15 protein-coding genes are annotated in these 16,074 nt (G+C 63.2%); 10 read left to right on the top strand and 5 right to left on the bottom strand.

Annotated features, from left to right (window positions below; genetic code table 11):
• Window positions 1-136: 136 nt before the first annotated feature.
• Both AC07VI_RS23430 and AC07VI_RS23425 read right to left on the bottom strand, forming a co-directional pair.
• Window positions 137-787: a CoA transferase subunit B gene (locus AC07VI_RS23430; RefSeq protein WP_086145708.1), complete on the bottom strand. Its 651-nt coding sequence runs from the start codon at window positions 785-787 to the stop codon at window positions 137-139.
• 157 nt (window positions 788-944) lie between these two features.
• Window positions 945-1,643: a CoA transferase subunit A gene (locus tag AC07VI_RS23425; protein ID WP_086145646.1), complete on the bottom strand. Its 699-nt coding sequence runs from the start codon at window positions 1,641-1,643 to the stop codon at window positions 945-947.
• Window positions 1,644-1,790: 147 nt separating this feature from the next.
• On the opposite strand from AC07VI_RS23425, the gene AC07VI_RS23420 reads away from it, so the two are divergent.
• Window positions 1,791-2,357: a LuxR C-terminal-related transcriptional regulator gene (locus tag AC07VI_RS23420; protein ID WP_086145647.1), complete on the top strand. Its 567-nt coding sequence runs from the start codon at window positions 1,791-1,793 to the stop codon at window positions 2,355-2,357.
• A gap of 9 nt (window positions 2,358-2,366) precedes the next feature.
• Here the strand turns inward: AC07VI_RS23420 and AC07VI_RS23415 are convergent, their stop codons facing one another.
• The 3 genes from AC07VI_RS23415 to AC07VI_RS23405 all read right to left on the bottom strand — a co-directional run bounded on the left by AC07VI_RS23415 (window position 2,367) and on the right by AC07VI_RS23405 (window position 4,649).
• Entirely contained in the window at window positions 2,367-3,143 is a 777-nt protein-coding gene (locus AC07VI_RS23415; protein WP_226935568.1) for a phytanoyl-CoA dioxygenase family protein, read from the bottom strand.
• A 47-nt stretch (window positions 3,144-3,190) separates the two neighbouring features.
• The gene (locus tag AC07VI_RS23410; RefSeq protein WP_253251928.1) at window positions 3,191-3,703 is read right to left on the bottom strand and encodes a class I SAM-dependent methyltransferase; all 513 of its coding nucleotides are present in this window, start codon (window positions 3,701-3,703) and stop codon (window positions 3,191-3,193) included.
• 169 nt (window positions 3,704-3,872) lie between these two features.
• A complete protein-coding gene (locus AC07VI_RS23405) occupies window positions 3,873-4,649 on the bottom strand; it encodes an SDR family oxidoreductase (RefSeq protein WP_070221564.1) in 777 nt (258 codons plus the stop codon).
• A 251-nt stretch (window positions 4,650-4,900) separates the two neighbouring features.
• Between AC07VI_RS23405 and AC07VI_RS23400 the strand changes: the two genes are divergently transcribed.
• The 9 genes from AC07VI_RS23400 to AC07VI_RS23360 all read left to right on the top strand — a co-directional run bounded on the left by AC07VI_RS23400 (window position 4,901) and on the right by AC07VI_RS23360 (window position 15,911).
• Window positions 4,901-6,577: an electron transfer flavoprotein-ubiquinone oxidoreductase gene (locus tag AC07VI_RS23400; protein WP_172404736.1), complete on the top strand. Its 1,677-nt coding sequence runs from the start codon at window positions 4,901-4,903 to the stop codon at window positions 6,575-6,577.
• A 209-nt stretch (window positions 6,578-6,786) separates the two neighbouring features.
• Window positions 6,787-9,999, top strand: coding sequence for a tetratricopeptide repeat protein (locus tag AC07VI_RS23395; protein ID WP_492993703.1), 3,213 nt, complete (start codon window positions 6,787-6,789; stop codon window positions 9,997-9,999).
• Entirely contained in the window at window positions 9,996-11,111 is a 1,116-nt protein-coding gene (locus AC07VI_RS23390; protein WP_086145651.1) for a DegT/DnrJ/EryC1/StrS family aminotransferase, read from the top strand. Before AC07VI_RS23395 ends, AC07VI_RS23390 begins: the two co-directional genes overlap by 4 nt.
• Window positions 11,112-11,154: 43 nt before the next feature.
• The gene (locus AC07VI_RS23385; protein ID WP_086145652.1) at window positions 11,155-12,171 is read left to right on the top strand and encodes a 3-oxoacyl-ACP synthase III family protein; all 1,017 of its coding nucleotides are present in this window, start codon (window positions 11,155-11,157) and stop codon (window positions 12,169-12,171) included.
• A 44-nt stretch (window positions 12,172-12,215) separates the two neighbouring features.
• Window positions 12,216-12,434 (top strand): acyl carrier protein, encoded by a 219-nt coding sequence (locus AC07VI_RS23380; protein WP_086145653.1) that lies wholly within the window; start codon window positions 12,216-12,218, stop codon window positions 12,432-12,434.
• 2 nt (window positions 12,435-12,436) lie between these two features.
• The gene (locus AC07VI_RS23375; protein WP_086145654.1) at window positions 12,437-13,492 is read left to right on the top strand and encodes a ketoacyl-ACP synthase III; all 1,056 of its coding nucleotides are present in this window, start codon (window positions 12,437-12,439) and stop codon (window positions 13,490-13,492) included.
• 6 nt (window positions 13,493-13,498) lie between these two features.
• On the top strand, window positions 13,499-14,254 hold the full coding sequence (locus AC07VI_RS23370; protein WP_413465882.1) for an SDR family NAD(P)-dependent oxidoreductase: 756 nt from the start codon (window positions 13,499-13,501) through the stop codon (window positions 14,252-14,254).
• An 8-nt stretch (window positions 14,255-14,262) separates the two neighbouring features.
• Window positions 14,263-14,895, top strand: coding sequence for a NeuD/PglB/VioB family sugar acetyltransferase (locus AC07VI_RS23365; protein ID WP_086145656.1), 633 nt, complete (start codon window positions 14,263-14,265; stop codon window positions 14,893-14,895).
• A complete protein-coding gene (locus AC07VI_RS23360) occupies window positions 14,892-15,911 on the top strand; it encodes an aromatic ring-hydroxylating oxygenase subunit alpha (protein WP_492993699.1) in 1,020 nt (339 codons plus the stop codon). The genes AC07VI_RS23365 and AC07VI_RS23360 overlap by 4 nt, the downstream gene beginning before the upstream one ends.
• The last annotated feature ends 163 nt before the right edge of the window (window positions 15,912-16,074 follow it).

Raw genomic sequence — 16,074 nt, 5'->3', positions numbered from 1 at the left:
CTGCGTCGAAACCCTTGTTCCATCGGACACTCCTTCTCTGTAACGAAAAAGTGTCAACTTATTCCAGGACGGGTCAGGCGCATAAAAAAGGGCGGACATCGCTGTCCGCCCTTCTTCGATACGAGCATCCGCCTGCTTACACGGCGGAAACGTCCAGTTCCGCGCCCGTGGCCGCCTGCACCTGCTCCTTGGTCACGCCCGGCGCCAGTTCCACCAGCTTCAAACCGTTTTCCGTCACGTCGATCACGCCCAGGTCGCTGATGATGACGTCGACCACGCCCACGCCCGTCAGCGGCAAATCACACTGCTTGAGCAGCTTGTGCGACGTCGTGCCATCCTTGGCCGTGGCCACGTGCTCCATCAGCACGACGACGCGCTTGACGCCGGCAACGAGGTCCATCGCGCCGCCCATGCCCTTGACCATCTTGCCTGGAATCATCCAGTTCGCCAGGTCGCCCTTTTCCGACACCTGCATGGCGCCCAGGATGGCCAGGTTGATCTTGCCGCCGCGAATCATGCCAAATGAATCGGCCGAGCTGAAGTAGGCGGCGCCGGGCAAGGCCGTCACCGTCTGCTTGCCCGCGTTGATCAGGTCGGCGTCGACCTCATCCTCGGTGGGAAACGGGCCGATGCCCAGCAAGCCGTTTTCCGACTGCAGGAATACTTCCATGTTGTCCGGCACATAGTTGGCCACCAGGGTCGGCAAGCCGATGCCCAGGTTCACATAAAAGCCGTCCTGCAGCTCTTGCGCCGCGCGCGCGGCCATTTCATCTCTCGTCCAAGCCATGATCATCTCCCTCAATTTTCGTGAAACGCCTGTCCAAACCTACTGTGCGGCGCGCTTTGCGGCCTGCGATGCTCACCGTACTCAAGTACGGTTGCGCTTCTTAGCCACAAATCACTGCCACTCGCTACGGTTTTGCCATGCGTAAATCTTCTATTTATTAGTCAGTGCGCACGGTGCGCTGCTCGATGCGTTTTTCCGGGTTCGCGTTGACCACGATGCGGTGCACGAAGATGCTCGGCGTATGCACCTGGTCCGGGTCGATCTCGCCCACTTCGACCAGTTTTTCCACTTCGACGATGGTGATCTTGCCCGCCATTGCCACGTTCGGGTTGAAATTGCGCGCCGTCTTGCGATAGATCAGGTTGCCGGCGCGGTCGGCCATGTAGGCTTTGACCAGCGCCACGTCGGCCACGAGGCTGCGTTCCATCACGTATTGTTCGCCGTCGAATTCGCGCAGTTCCTTGCCGTCGGCAACGATGGTGCCCACGCCCGTCTTGGTGAAGAAGGCGGGGATGCCGGCGCCGCCGGCGCGCAGTTTCTCGGCCAGCGTGCCTTGCGGCGTGAATTCCAGTTCCAATTCGCCCGCCAGGTACTGGCGCGCGAACTCCTTGTTTTCGCCCACGTAGGAGGCGATCATTTTCTTGATCTGGCGCGTGGTGAGCAGCTGGCCCAGGCCGAAGCCGTCCACGCCGGCGTTGTTGGAAATGGCCGTCAGGCCCGTCACGCCCGAATCGCGCAAGGCGCCGATCAGGGCTTCGGGAATGCCGCACAGGCCGAAGCCGCCGACGGCGATGGTCTGGCCATCTTGGACGATACCGGCCAGCGCCGAGGCGGCGTCAGGATAAACTTTATTCATGGGTGTCCCTCTATCTTTTGTTAAGCTTTGGTCTTGAGTCCATGACTCAGGCAGCGACTCAGCATAAAATACGCGAGTGGAAAGTACAATACCGTAGAACTACCGGCGCCGTGCCGGCCATCCCCCTGTGAGAGTGATACGTATCAGATGAACGCCGCGTCAGCCATCGATTATGAAAGCATCTTCCTGCACGCGCCCGTGGGCATGTGCATGTCGGAAAACCGCATCATGCGCAGCTGCAACGAGGCGCTGGCGGCCATGTTCGGCTACGCGCGCGCCCAGCTCGACGACCAGTCCTTCGAGGTACTCTACCCCACGCACGACGAATTCCTGCGCACGGGTGACCGCATCATCCCCATCATGAACGCCAGGGGCCGCTATTCGGACGAGCGCATCATGCGCCGCAGCAATGGAGAATTGTTCTGGTGCCACGTCACGGGCCACGCCATGCTGCCGAACCAACCGCTGGGAGCGGGCATCTGGACGTTCGAGGATGTCAGCGAGAAACGTCCCGTGACGGCGGAGCTGACCCCGCGCGAGCGCGAAATCGCCGCCCTGCTGGTGGAAGGCAAGACCAGCAAGGTGATCGCCCGCCAGATCGACCTCAGCCCCCGCACGGTGGAAATGCACCGCGCCAAGCTGATGCGCAAGTTCGCCGCCGCCACATCTTCGGAGCTGGTGCACAAGCTGGTGGGACTGCAGCTGCAGCGCTGAGGCCGACGTTTACGGCGTGCCGGCCTGCTCCCGCATCGCTTTTTCGTACTTGATGATTTTCAGCACCCTGGAGTTGGCAAAATACTGGATGCAATTGAGCGGCGAATAGAAAATATCGGTCTTCCACTCGCCCGACACCAGTTCCTTGCCCGTCGGGTCGTCCGCCGGCTGGAAAATCGTATCGGCCAGAATGCGGTGAACGCCAGACACGTTCGGTCCCGACTCATGCCACGTCGAGCTGTTCATGACCACGAAATCACCGGGGTTCAGGACCGGCGTGACCCTGGCGAACTTGATGCTGAAACTGTCGGGATTGATTTCGCCGGCATCGCCGAGATAACCGAGTTTATGCGAACCGACATAAAAACTCATCGCACCGTTATCCTCGTCGACGCGGCTCAAGGCGGTAAAAATGCTGCATTTATTCAGATTGCCAAGGTGATAACAGCTATCCTGATGCAGGAATACCTTGTTCGGACTGAATGCATCCTTGATGACGAAGCGGTGATTGTACAGCGCCACGTCGGGACCAAATATCCGCGTCAGCGTAGCGGCATATACCGGCGCGCGGTACATTTCCAGCAGTTTTGCAGGCAGTTCTTCGGTCAGGGAAACGGGATTGGCCTGGCTGACATTGCGGCCGGCACGTAGCTTGGCGTCATAAAAGCTATCCCACTCATGCTGCCATTGCGCCAGCAGATCCGGCGCAATGGCATTGCGCACGACAAAAACGCCCGTCTCCCGGAATACCTCCGGCAGGAACTGGTCCCCGCTGATGCGCTGCAAGACGTCCGCGGTCTGCTCATTCGATACAGCCAATGCCATCGCCACTCCTAGATAAAACGGAACGTCAGTTCATTATCTTGCGTGTTTTTGAACTTATTGCATTTCGCCAGCACGTTATATTTGATAGGAAACAACTCGCGGTCAGGCGTTTCGAGAATATCAATTTCAATGATGTCGAAATCACGCAGCAAGGCGCTCCAGCCATGCTCGGTAATGCGCCAGCAATCCGGAATCGGGCCATGTATGCGCCAGTTCAAGGGGGCGGAAATGAGCAGATAGCCTTCATGCTTGAGGATGCGGCGGATTTCCTTGACGGTGTCGAACGGATTGAGCGTATGTTCAATCACTTCCAGGCAGACGACGCAGTCATAGGCGCTGTCGGCGATCGCCGAGTTGACCTTGGTGATGTCGCCCACCAGGGTGGGGCTATAAGTGTCGACGATGTCAAAGGTATCGACGCTGAAATTGCTGAAGTTTTCGCGCACGGTGGAGCGGTCCTGCGGCCCCACTTCCAGCAGCTTGCCCGTCTCACCGGCAAGCTTGGCGGCGGTTCTTGCCACAAAAGCGTTCAAGTGATCGCGGGCCAGCTGAAACGTGTCATTGTCAAACTTCGAAGGAGTTGCCATCGTAAAAATTCTCGTATAGTGGTTATGCCCGGACGCTATGCCGCAAGCAAAAACATCATAGCCGCTAATTTTCCCTGTGGCAACAATACCTTCCCTATGCCGCTTACATGCTGGCCATGCCGCCATCGGCGGAGATAATCGCGCCGTTGATGAAGTGCGAATCCTCGCCCGCCAGCAACAGCAGCAGGCCGTCGAGGTCTTCCGGCTTGCCCGGACGTTTATTGGGCAGCATCTCGATCAGTTTCTTGCCCTGCTCGGTGGCGAAATAATCTTCGTTGATTTCCGTGGAAATATAGCCGGGGCAGATGGCGTTCGTGTTGATGCCATATTTGCCCCACTCCACGGCCATGGCGCGCGTCATGTGCACCATGCCCGCCTTGCTCATGCAGTAAACGCCGATCTGCGGCAGCACCTGCAAGCCCGCCATCGAGGCGATATTGATGATGCGGTGCTGTTTCTTCGGGTCGCCCTTGGCGCGCGCAATCATGCGCTTGGCCGTCTGCTGGGCCACGAAGAACGATCCGCGCAGATTGGTGTCCATCACGAACGAGTAATCTTCGGGCGTGACGTCGACCAGGCGTTGCGTGGTAGACACACCTGAGTTATTGACGAGGATATCGATGGGACCGGCCTCCGTTTCCGCGTGCGCGATGGCCGACTTGATGCTGGCAAAGTCGGTCACGTCAAGCGAGACCACGTGCGCGGCGCCGCCGTCCGCTTCGATTTCGGCACGCAACTCCTTCAGGCGCTCGGTACGGCGCGAGGCCAGCACGACCTGGGCGCCGGCCTGGGCCAGCACTTTCGCAAAGCGCGCGCCGAGGCCGCTCGATGCGCCGGTAATCAGGGCAATCTTGCCCTCGAAATTGACTTCTATGCCCACGAGCTACTCCTGTTTTGTTTTAAACAACACTTTACGCCATGCCCATGGCAATCGGGCAAATTCCCCCGCAGCGCACTTGAGCAAAAGTAAACGCCATCATTACACAAAATGGCCGGATTTAGATTGCGGCGAGGGGCAATGTCACGCAAAATGGCGCCAAAGTTGCAATCCTCGCCAAAAACAAGCACACTCGTGCTTAAATTTATTCGAAGATTCCTCACCCACCCATTTAGTGAATAACAATCGAGACCATGACACAGCCTAATAACTTAGTTGAACAGTACGGACCGCGCGAGACCATGGAGTATGACGTGGTCATCGTGGGCGGCGGCCCCGCAGGCCTGGCGGCCGCGATCCGCCTGAAGCAGCTGGCGGCGGAAAAAAGCCAGGAAGTGTCCGTCTGCGTGCTGGAAAAAGGCGGCGAGCTGGGCGCGCACATCCTGTCGGGCGCCATCATGGACCCGAAAGCCTTGACCGAACTGATCCCGAACTGGAAGGAACTGGGCGCGCCCCTGAACACGGCCGTGACGGAAGACCGCATCCTGTTCCTGACCGAAACGAAGGCCTACAAGACGCCGAACTTCGCCGTGCCGGCCTGTTTTGAAAACCACGGCAACTACATCGTCTCGCTGGGCAATGTGGTGCGCTGGATGGGCCAGCAGGCGGAAAACCTGGGCGTGGAAATCTTCCCGGGCTTCCCTGCCGCGGAAATCCTCTACAACGACGACGGCTCCGTGAAAGGCGTAGCAACCGGCAACATGGGCGTCAAGCGCGATGGCCAGCCCGGCCCCGACTTCCAGCTGGGCATGGAACTGCACGCCAAGTACACCCTGTTCGCCGAGGGCGCGCGCGGCCACCTGGGCAAGCAATTGATGGCCAAATATGACTTGAACGCCGGCAAGGACCCGCAATCGTACGGCATCGGCATCAAGGAACTGTGGGAAATCGACCCCGCCCTGCACCAGCCGGGCCTGGTGATCCACTCGACGGGCTGGCCGCTGGACGCGAAAACCTACGGCGGCTCCTTCCTGTATCACCTGGAAAACAACCAGGTGATGGTCGGCTACGTCGTCGGCCTGGCCTACGAAAACCCGTACCTGTCGCCGTACGAGGAATTCCAGCGCTACAAGACGCATCCGGAAATCCGCAAGTTCTTCGAAGGCGGCAAGCGCATCTCCTACGGCGCGCGCGCGATCACGGCCGGCGGCCTGCAATCGTTGCCGAAACTGGTATTCGCGGGCGGCGCGCTGATCGGCTGCGACGCGGGCTTTTTGAACATGAGCCGCATCAAGGGCAGCCATGCGGCGATCAAGAGCGGCATGCTGGCGGCCGAGGCGGCCTTCGGCGCGCTGGGCGAACAGCGCCAGCACGACGAGCTGGCCAGCTACCCGCTTGCGTTTGAGCAATCCTGGCTGCACGACGAGCTGCACGTGGCGCGCAACGTCAAGCCATGGCTGTCGAAGGGCTTGTACCTGGGCAGCCTGATGACGGGCATCGACCAGATCATCTTCCGCGGCAAGGCGCCATGGACCCTGCACCACACGCACGGCGACCACGAATGCCTGAAGCCGGCCGCCCAGTCGAAAAAGATCGTGTATCCGAAACCGGATGGCAAGTTGACCTTCGACAAGATGTCCTCCGTCTTCATCTCGAACACCAACCATGCGGAAGACCAGCCGATCCACCTGACCCTGAAAAACGCCAGCGTGCCCGTCGACGTCAACCTGGCCACGTATGCCGGTCCGGAAGCCCGTTACTGTCCGGCCGGCGTGTACGAGTTCGTGAAGAACGACGACGGCGCCGAACGCCTGCAGATCAATGCGCAAAACTGCGTGCACTGCAAGACCTGCGACATCAAGGACCCGACGCAGAATATCGTGTGGGTGACGCCGGAAGGCGGCGGCGGACCGAATTATCCGAACATGTAGTCGTTCTCGCGCGTAACAGGCGACAACAGCGCGGCACCCTCGGGTCGCCGCGCTTTTTTTATTTTTATCGCAATCTTTCCGTCCCCTGTGGCGTGCCAGGAACAGGGAAATTTGCTCAATGATGCTCTGGAGCAAAATTCCATGGGGAAATTTTCTATTCGCCACTCCCAGCAGTTACAATTGCCGCTGGTACATTTTCCTTCCCTCTCATGAACGCTGACGCCACCCCGGAAACGCAACTCGACACCCAACTGGCGCTGGCACTTGAAGCGCACCAGGCTGGCCGCCTGGAAGAGGCGGAAGACCTGTATGTCGGCATCCTGCAAGAACAGCCCTACCATGCCATCGCCAACCACAATATGGGTTTGCTGGCCGGCCAGGTCGGCCAGTTCCGGGCAGGACTGCCGTATCTGCGCAAGGCGCTGTCGGTCAATCCCGACGAAGGCCAGTTCTGGCTGTCGCTTGCCGAGGGCCTGCTCAAGGCCGGCGAACGGGACGAAGCGCTCGACATCATCGACACGGCCATCGGCCGCGGCCTCGATAACGACCAGGCGCACGCCTTGCGCGCGCGCATAGCCGCGGCGATTGCCGCCGCGCCGACGGCCGACGAATGCCAGCACGTGGTGGCGCTGTACCAGGCGGCACGGTACGCGGAAATGGAAACGGCCACCCGGGCGCTGATCGCCCGCTACCCCACCTCCGATTTTGCCTGGAGCGTGCTCGGCACCGTCCTGCAGGCGCAAGGCAAGGACGCCCTCGACGCGCTGCAAACCACGGTGCAGCTCACCCCGTATGACGCCGAAGCCCATTGCAACCTGGCCAATGCGTGGCAGGCGCGCGGGGAACACGCGCAGGCGGTCCAGTCCTACCAGCAGGCGCTGCAGTTCAATCCGGCGTTCGCCGAGGCGCACAGCAACCTGGGCGGCGCCCTGCAGGCGCTCGGCGCCCTGGCGGAAGCGGAAGCATCCTACCTGCGGGCCATTGCCCTGCGGCCCGACTATGGCATGGCGCACTTTAACCTGGGCAACACACGCAAGGCGCGTGGCGATCTCGACGGCGCCGTCAGCGCCTACCACGCCGCCCTGGCAAGCATGCCCGGCGACGCCGAAGTGCTCTGCAATCTGGGCAACGCCCTGCAGGGGCTGGAGCGCAATGAAGAAGCGGCCGACAGCTATCGCCGCGCGCTGGCGCTCGATCCCCGGCTGGTGATGGCGCACAGCAACCTCGGCGCCGCGCTACAGAATCTGGAACAGTACCCGCAGGCGGAAGCGAGCTACCGCAGCGCCTTGTCGCTGGCGCCGCGCCATGCGGACCTGTGGAATGGCCTGGGCAACAGCCTGCAGTCGCAGCAGCGCCTCGACGAGGCCGCCGATGCCTATCGCCAGGCGCTGGCCGTGCAGCCCGACTATTCCCAGGCCCAGTCCAACCTGGGCGGCGTGCTGGTGAGCCTGGGCGAATTCGATGCGGCGATCGCCAGCTATCGCCGGGCCCTGCAGCTGCAGCCGGACAGCGCCGACGCGCACACCCAGCTGGGCCTGGGCCTGCAATCGGTCGGCGAACTCGACGAAGCACTGGCCCTGCACCAGCGCGCGGTACAGCTGGCGCCCGACAAGCTGCAGGCGCACACCTGCCTCGGACATTGCCTCAAGCAAATGCGCCGCTTTGAGGAAGCGCAAGTCGCTTACCGGCAAGCGCTCGCGCTGGCGCCCGATGTCGCCACCCTGCACAATGACCTGGCCATCGCCGTGCAGGACGCCGGCGATTATCCCGAGGCGATCCGCATCTACCAGCACGCGCTGGAACTGGACCCGCGCTCATCGCTGATCCATTGCAACCTGAGCGTGGCGTTCGAGGATAGCGGCCAGTCGGAGCGGGCGCTCGAGTATCTGCAGCGCGCGCGCGAAATCGCGCCCGACTCCAGCCGCGTGCACTTTACGATGGGCAATTGCCTGCGCTCGCTGAAGCGCTACGACGAAGCGCTGGCCAGCTATGCGCGCTCGCTGGAAATCCAGGACGACTTCATCGGCTCCCATTTGAACACGTGCGCGACCTACAGCGAGATGGGCCGCACCGACGACGCCGTCCAGGCCTGCCGCACGGCCCTGGCCAGGTATCCGCAGTACGATGAGGTCTACAGCAACATGCTGTTCGGCCTGTCACACATGCATGCCGACGACCCCGCCGCCATGGTGGCCGACCATTTCGGCTTCGGCGAACGCTACGAAACGCCGCTGCGCGCCGCATGGCAGCCGCATGCGAACGAGCGCGACCCGCAGCGCCAGTTGAAGATCGGCCTGGTCTCGGGCGACTTCTGCAACCACGCCGTGGCGCATTTCATTACGCCCCTGCTTGAAGAACTGGTGACGATGCCGCAGTTTGCGCTGTATGCGTACTACAACAATAGCCGCGTCGACAACGTCACCATGCGCATCGCGCAACTGCTGCCCAACTGGCTGCCAGTGACCCACCTGAGCCAGGAAAAGCTGGCCGAGCGCATCCGCGCCGACGGCATCGACATCCTGATCGACCTGTCCGGGCATACGGCCAAGAATTGCCTGCTGGCCTTTGCCCGCAAGCCGGCGCCCATACAGATGAGCTGGATCGGCTATCCGCTGACCACGGGCCTGCAGGCCATGGATTATTATCTGGGCGACCGCCATTTCTCGCCGCCGGAGACATTCGCCAGCCATTTCACGGAAAAACTGATACTGCTGCCGACCATCGCCCCGTTCCTGCCATCGGAGCATGCGGACGGCATCCTGCCGGCGCCGGTGCTGAAGAACAAATACCTGACGTTCGGCAGCTTCAACCGCCCTAACAAGCTCAACCGCCAAACCATCGCGCGCTGGGCCAAGGTCTTGCGCGCCATCCCGGACGCCAGGATGCTGCTGGCGGCCATGCCGGCGCCCGGTCCCCACCCCGGCCTGACGGCGTGGTTCGCCGAAGAAGGCATCAGCGCCGACCGCCTGATCTTCGAGCCGCGCGCCAACATGGCCAACTTCCTGGCCATGCATCACCGCGTCGACATCTGCCTCGATACGGCGCCGTACGGCGGCGGCACCACCACCTTCCACGGCTTGTGGATGGGCGTGCCCACCCTCACCGTTGCCGGACCGACAGTACCAAGCCGCGCCGGCACCTCGATACTGCGCCATGTGCAGCTGGAGGAATTCATCGCCCGCGACGACGAGGAATTTGTCAGCAAGGCCCTGTACATGGCGGCCAACCCCATGCTGCTGGGCGCCTACCGCTTCAGCACCCGGCACCGCCTGGCGCAAACGGCGCTGGGCCAGCCGAAGTTGATTGCGGAAGGCGTGGCCAACAGCCTGCGCCTGGCCTGGCAGCGCTGGTGCGCGGGCCTGCCGCCAGCGAGCTTCGATGCGCCGCTCGACAGCCAGTTGCCCGGGGAGCTGGCAGCATGAGCGACTCCAAACCCATCTACGTCACCCAGCCGCTGCTGCCGGACCTGCAGGATTTCCTGCCATACCTGGAAAGCATCTGGCAAAACAAGATCCTCACCAATGGCGGCCCCTTCCACCAGCAGCTGGAAAAAGCGCTGTGCGACTACCTGGGCGTGCGGCATATCTGCCTGTTTACCAATGGAACGCTGGCATTGATGACGGCCTTGCAAGCCTTGCGCGTGAAGGGCGAAGTCATCACGACGCCATATTCCTTCGTTGCCACGGCCCATTCGCTGCTGTGGAACGACATCAAGCCCGTCTTCGCCGACATCGATGCGCGCACGCTGAACCTCGATCCGGCGCGCATCGAGGCGGCCATCACGGCGCAGACCACGGCCATCATGCCCGTGCACTGCTATGGCCAGCCCTGCGATGTCGACGCCATCCAGAAGATTGCCGACAATTATGATCTGAAGGTCATCTATGACGCCGCGCATGCGTTCGGCGTGCGCCATCAGGGCACCAGCGTGCTCAATTACGGCGACCTGTCCGTGATCAGCTTTCACGCGACAAAGATCTTCAACACCTTCGAAGGCGGCGCCATCGTCTGCCCGGACGCCAAGACCAAGCAGCGCATCGACCATCTGAAAAATTTCGGCTTTGTCGACGAAGTCACGGTCGTCGCCGCCGGCATCAATGGCAAGATGAGCGAAATCAATGCCGCCTTCGGCCTGCTGCAGCTGAAGGGCATCGACCAGGCGCGCCAGCAGCGGCGCGGCATCGACGCCCACTACCGCCAGCGCCTGGCCGGCATCGCCGGCATCACCTGCCTGGAAGCGGCCGATGCGGAAGCGGCCAATCACGCCTACTTCCCCATCCTCGTCGGCCCCGAGTATCCGCTGGCGCGCGACGCCCTGTTCCAGCGGCTGCGCGATCACCAGATCTATGCGCGCCGCTATTTCTACCCGCTCATCAGCGATTTCCCCATGTACCGCGGCATGCCGTCCGCCGTGCACGCCAATCTGCCGGTGGCGCGCCTGGCCGCGTCCCAGGTGATCTGCCTGCCGATCTACCCTGCCCTCGAGCTGTCGAGCGTGGATGCGATCACCGCCCTGATCGCCGGGCCTGCCTGAGCGCCGCGCCCATCCCTATTGACCCAGAACAAACGGCCACCGCATGTCCCACTACGCCCACCTTACCGCGATCGCCTGCCACCTGCCGCAGGCGATCCTGACGAATGCCGCGCTGGAACAGGAATTCATCGACTGGCCGGCGCAAAAAATCCTCGACAAGACAGGCATTGCGCAGCGTCATATCGCCGCGGCACATGAAACGGCCAGCGACCTGGCGTTCCATGCCGCGGAAAAACTGTTCGCCACGCATGACATCGCGCGCGGCGACATCGATTTCCTGATCCTGTGCACGCAGGCGCCCGACTACCTGCTGCCCAGCAGCGCCTGCGTGCTGCAGCAGCGGCTCGGCTTGCCGACCTCGTGCGGCGCGCTCGACATCAACCTCGGCTGTTCCGGCTACGTCTACGCGCTGGCCATGGCCAAGGGCCTGATCGAGAGCGGCATCCGCAAGAAGGTGCTGCTGCTGACGGCCGACACCTATTCCAAGTACATCAACGCGCGCGACCGCAGCGTACGCACGCTGTTCGGCGACGGCGCCGCCGCCAGCGTGATCGCCGGCGGCGCGCCCGAACTGGCGCTGGGACCGTTCGTCCTGGGCACGGACGGCAGCGGCGCGAACAACCTGATCGTGCCGGCCGGCGGCATGCGCACGGCCCGCAGCGCGGCCACGGCCGTCCCCGTCGAGGACGCGTCCGGCAACTGGCGCAGCCAGGACGACCTGTTCATGGATGGCGCGCAGATCGTCCAGTTCACCTTGGGCGCCGTGCCGCGTACAATGCAGGAGCTGCTGGAGACGGCCGGCAAGACCCTCGATGACATCGATCATGTGATTTTCCATCAGGCAAACAAATTCATGCTGGACGCCTTGCGCCGCAAAATCCGTATTCCGGAAGACAAATTTGTGATTGAAATCGATACTGTCGGCAATACCGTCTCCTCGACCATTCCCATCGCCATCGCCCGCGCGCGCGCCTCGGGGCGCATCCGGCCGGGCGACACGGCCCTGCTGCTGGGCTTTGGCGTCGGCTATTCCTGGGCCGGCACGCTGGCGCGACTGTAGGCGTCCGCGCGCCTGCGCACTGAACTTCTCTGAAAGGAAACACAATGCAAGAATTTTTCAACGGCATGGCCGACATTCTGGAAATCGACGCCGACAAGGTCGTGCCGGGCCTGAAACTGGGCGATTACGCCTGGGATTCGCTGGCCATCATTTCCACCATCGCCCTGGCCGACGAACTGTTCGATCAGATGCTCGAAGGCCAGGCCCTGGCCAATTGCGAAACCCTGGCCGACGTGCTGGCATTGATCGCCGTCAAGGTCTGACCATGTCTAGCCAGCGCCTGGAATCGGGACTGCCGTTCAGCACCGCCCATCTGGCCATGCGCGGCGTGGTGTGCGCGCTGCCGCGCACGCAGGTCCACAATGCCGACCTGGCCGAGCGCTTCGGCGCCGAGGCCGTGGCCGACGTGAGCAAGATGATCGGCGTGCAGTCGCGCCGCCGCGCCGCCGACGGCCAGACGACGGCCGACCTGTGCCAGGCGGCGGCGCAAACCCTGCTCGACGACCTGGGCTGGGAGCGCGACAGCATCGACGCCCTGATCTTCATTTCGCAAACCCCCGATTACGTGCTGCCGGCCACCGCCTGCGCCCTGCATGGACGGCTGGGCCTGCACAAGGCCTGCGCCGCCTTCGACATCAACCTCGGCTGCTCTGCCTACGCGTATGGCCTGTGGCTGGCGGCGAAGATGCTCGATGGCCAGGCCATGTGCCGCATCCTGCTGCTGGTGGGCGACACCATCAGCAAGACCGTCGACGAGACCGACCGCGCCACCGCGCTGCTGTTCGGCGACGCCGGCACGGCCACGGCGCTGGAATTCGATGCGGCGGCGGCGCCCGCCCATTTCATCGTCGGCAGCGACGGCGGCGGCGAACGCCACCTGATGATGGCCGCCAGCGCCTGCCGCCCCTACGCGGGCGACGATGCGCGGCTGGCGCAGCGCGATCCGGCCAAGCTGTACATGGACGGCGGCGAAATCTTCAATTTCACGCTGAAAAGCATTCCGCCGCTGGTAGCGGACCTGCTGCGCCTGGCTGGCCGCACGAGCGACGAGGTCGATGCCTTCCTGTTTCACCAGGCAAATACCTTCATGCTCAAGCACATTATCAAAAAAGCCAAATTGCCGGCCGGGCGCGCGCCGATCAACATGGACCGCTATGGCAACACGTCCAGCGCCTCCATCCCCCTGTTGATCGCCGACAGCCTGGGGGCGGCGGCACAGGGCCAGACCATCGCCATGTTCGGCTTTGGCGTCGGCTACTCCTGGTCGGCGGCCGTGCTGGGCCTGCAATCGCTGACCGTCAACCGCCTTATCGAAGTCTGAACCATGATCTTTCAACCCGACATGCTGGCCGGCCAGCGCATCCTCGTCACCGGCGCCTCGTCCGGCATCGGCCGCGACACGGCCCTGCTGCTGGCGCGCTGCGGCGCGCAACTGCTGATCAGCGGACGCGACCCGGCTCGCCTGGAGCAAACCCTGCAGGCGCTTGACGGCAGCGGCCACCGCGCCGAAGTGCTCGAACTCGACGGCGGCGACCACATCGTCGACTTCCTCAGGCAGGCCACGCAGGAGGCGCCCCTGAGCGGCATCTTCCATGCGGCCGGCATCGAGTTATTGCGCCCGGTCAAATTGTCCAAGGCCCAGCAGTTTGACGAGGTCTTCGCCTCCAGCGTCAAGACGGCGCTGGCGCTGGCGCGCGGCGCCGCCCTGCGCGGCGTGCTCAGCGATGGCGCGGCCCTGCTCTTCATGTCTTCCGTGGCGGGCCAGAGCGGCCAGTCCGGCATGAGCGTGTATTCGGCCGCCAAGGCCGCCATCGACGGCCTGGTGCGCGCCCTGGCCGTGGAACTGGCGCCGCGCGGCATGCGCGTCAACAGCATTGCCGCCGGCGCCGTCGAAACGGAAATGCACGCGCGCCTGAGCCGCGGCTTGCCGGACGAGGCCATGCGCGCCTACGCGGAACGCCATCCGCTCGGCTTCGGCCGCAGCAGCGACATCGCGCAGACGGCGGCCTTTTTGCTGTCGCCGGCGGCCCGCTGGGTCAGCGGCGCCACCTGGGCCGTCGACGGCGGCTACCTGGCCCGTTAGGAGTGCCCATGCAAACCATCCTCATCGTCGGCGCCGGACGCTTCGCCCGAGAATTGCTGTGCTGGCTGGAAGACAGCCTCGACCCTGCTACCGCCCGCATCGGCGGCCTGCTCGACGACACGCTGCCGCCCTCGGCCGTGCTCGACGCCGACTACCCGTATCCCGTGCTGGGCAGCATCGGCGGCTACCAGCCGGCGCCCGGCGAAGCGCTGCTGCTGGCCATCGGCGCGCCGAAAGCCCGGCTGGAAGTGGCGCAGATGCTGGCCGCGCGCGGCGCCCGCTTCCATACCCTGATCCACCCCAGCGCCATTGTCGCGCGCACGGCCCGCATCGGCCAGGGCGCCGTCGTCTGCCCGTTCGCCCTCGTCTCGGCAGGCAGCGAACTGGGCGACTATGTCACCATCAACAGCTACGCCAGCGTCGGCCATGATGCAGTGCTGGAACCGGGCTGCACGCTCAGTTCGCACGTCGACATCACGGGCGGCGTGCATCTGGGCCAGGCCGTCATGGTCGGCTCGGGCGCATCCATCCTGCCGCGCGTGCGCATCGGCGCCGGCGCCACCGTGGGCGCCGGCGCCGTCGTCATGCGCCGCGTGGCCGCCGGCGCCACCGTTTACGCTCCACCCGCAAAGACATTATGACCATCCACTCCGAGACGCGGCAGCTGCGCGACCAGTTCTGGCACCTGCTGTGCCACCGCAGCGAATTGCCCGCCAGCGGCGACTATCTGAAGCTCGACTGGCTGGGCGAGGAAGTGGTCGTCTACAACGACCAGGGCGAGCTGATCGCCTTCGACAACCTGTGTCCGCACCGCGGCACGCGCTTCTTCACTGCAAAACGCGGCAATGCGCCGCTGGCCTGCCCCTACCATGGCTGGGCCTACCGGGCCGGCGCCATGCACATCCCCTGCCGCGAACGCTACGCCCCGGCCGAGCTGGACAACGCCCGCCTGCAGGTGCTGCAGCTGGACTGGTGCGCCGATTTCCTGTTCGCCTCGCCACGGCCGCGCCTGTCGCTCGGCGCGCAGCTGGGCGAGACGCAGGCCCTGCTGGAAAACATGTCCTTCAACGTCGACGGCCTGGGCGATTTCAACGCCTATGACTTCGAGTGCGACTGGCGCATCGCGCTGGAAAATGCGCTCGAACCGCTGCACGTGCCGTTCGTGCACCCGGAATCGCTGGCGCAACTGCAACTGGGCGACGGCGAGAACCGCTTCACGGACTGGACTTCCGTGTGGCAAGCCCCGCTGGGCAATGCGGGCATGGCCAGGAAGCTGCGCTCCGTCAAACGCCTGTTCCAGCTCGACAGCCAGTTCGAGGGTTACCAGAGCCTGTACCTGTTCCCGTTTACCATGCTCTCGTCGACATTTTCGTATTCGTATTCGCTGCAGCATTTCTTTCCGTCAACCCAAGCGCAGCGCACGCATTTCTCCAGCCGCCTGCTCAAGGCCGCGACCAAACCCGCCGCCAGCGCCACGCTGCAGGGCTTTTTCGACTCGAGCGCGCAGATGAACCGCCAGGTGTTCGAGGAAGACCATGCCATCTGCAAGCGCATCGCCGTCCAGGCGGCCGACAGCGCGCGCTTCAAGGTCCTTTCCAGCGACGAGGCAAAGATCGCGCATTTCCGGGCCTGCATCGTGGCGGCAAGCCGGTCCTAGGGGGCTGGCGGCGAGTCCGCCGGCCGATGTGAAACTTTTTTAAAAAGAATTTTAAAAAATTTCCACAAAGCATTTAATAAGCTTATGCGTACGGTCGTCTTGTACTTGGGAGAGCACAAAGAACCGTTGCTCCGGACTGAACCCAACAAACCAGGAGTTACAC

Source organism: Janthinobacterium sp. GW821-FHT03A03 (genome assembly GCF_059421435.1).
The sequence above is the reverse complement of the archived record's forward strand: the minus strand, read 5'-3'. Positions and strand labels throughout refer to the sequence as shown.

Excerpts from the sequence above, each read along its gene's own strand:
- AC07VI_RS23430 (WP_086145708.1), bottom strand. The coding sequence starts at position 787 with ATGGCTTGGACGAGAGATGAAATGGCCGCGCGCGCGGCGCAAGAGCTG.
- AC07VI_RS23425 (WP_086145646.1), bottom strand. The coding sequence starts at position 1,643 with ATGAATAAAGTTTATCCTGACGCCGCCTCGGCGCTGGCCGGTATCGTC.
- AC07VI_RS23420 (WP_086145647.1), top strand. The coding sequence starts at position 1,791 with ATGAACGCCGCGTCAGCCATCGATTATGAAAGCATCTTCCTGCACGCG.
- AC07VI_RS23400 (WP_172404736.1), top strand. The coding sequence starts at position 4,901 with ATGACACAGCCTAATAACTTAGTTGAACAGTACGGACCGCGCGAGACC.
- AC07VI_RS23395 (WP_492993703.1), top strand. The coding sequence starts at position 6,787 with ATGAACGCTGACGCCACCCCGGAAACGCAACTCGACACCCAACTGGCG.
- AC07VI_RS23390 (WP_086145651.1), top strand. The coding sequence starts at position 9,996 with ATGAGCGACTCCAAACCCATCTACGTCACCCAGCCGCTGCTGCCGGAC.
- AC07VI_RS23385 (WP_086145652.1), top strand. The coding sequence starts at position 11,155 with ATGTCCCACTACGCCCACCTTACCGCGATCGCCTGCCACCTGCCGCAG.
- AC07VI_RS23380 (WP_086145653.1), top strand. The coding sequence starts at position 12,216 with ATGCAAGAATTTTTCAACGGCATGGCCGACATTCTGGAAATCGACGCC.
- AC07VI_RS23375 (WP_086145654.1), top strand. The coding sequence starts at position 12,437 with ATGTCTAGCCAGCGCCTGGAATCGGGACTGCCGTTCAGCACCGCCCAT.
- AC07VI_RS23365 (WP_086145656.1), top strand. The coding sequence starts at position 14,263 with ATGCAAACCATCCTCATCGTCGGCGCCGGACGCTTCGCCCGAGAATTG.
- AC07VI_RS23360 (WP_492993699.1), top strand. The coding sequence starts at position 14,892 with ATGACCATCCACTCCGAGACGCGGCAGCTGCGCGACCAGTTCTGGCAC.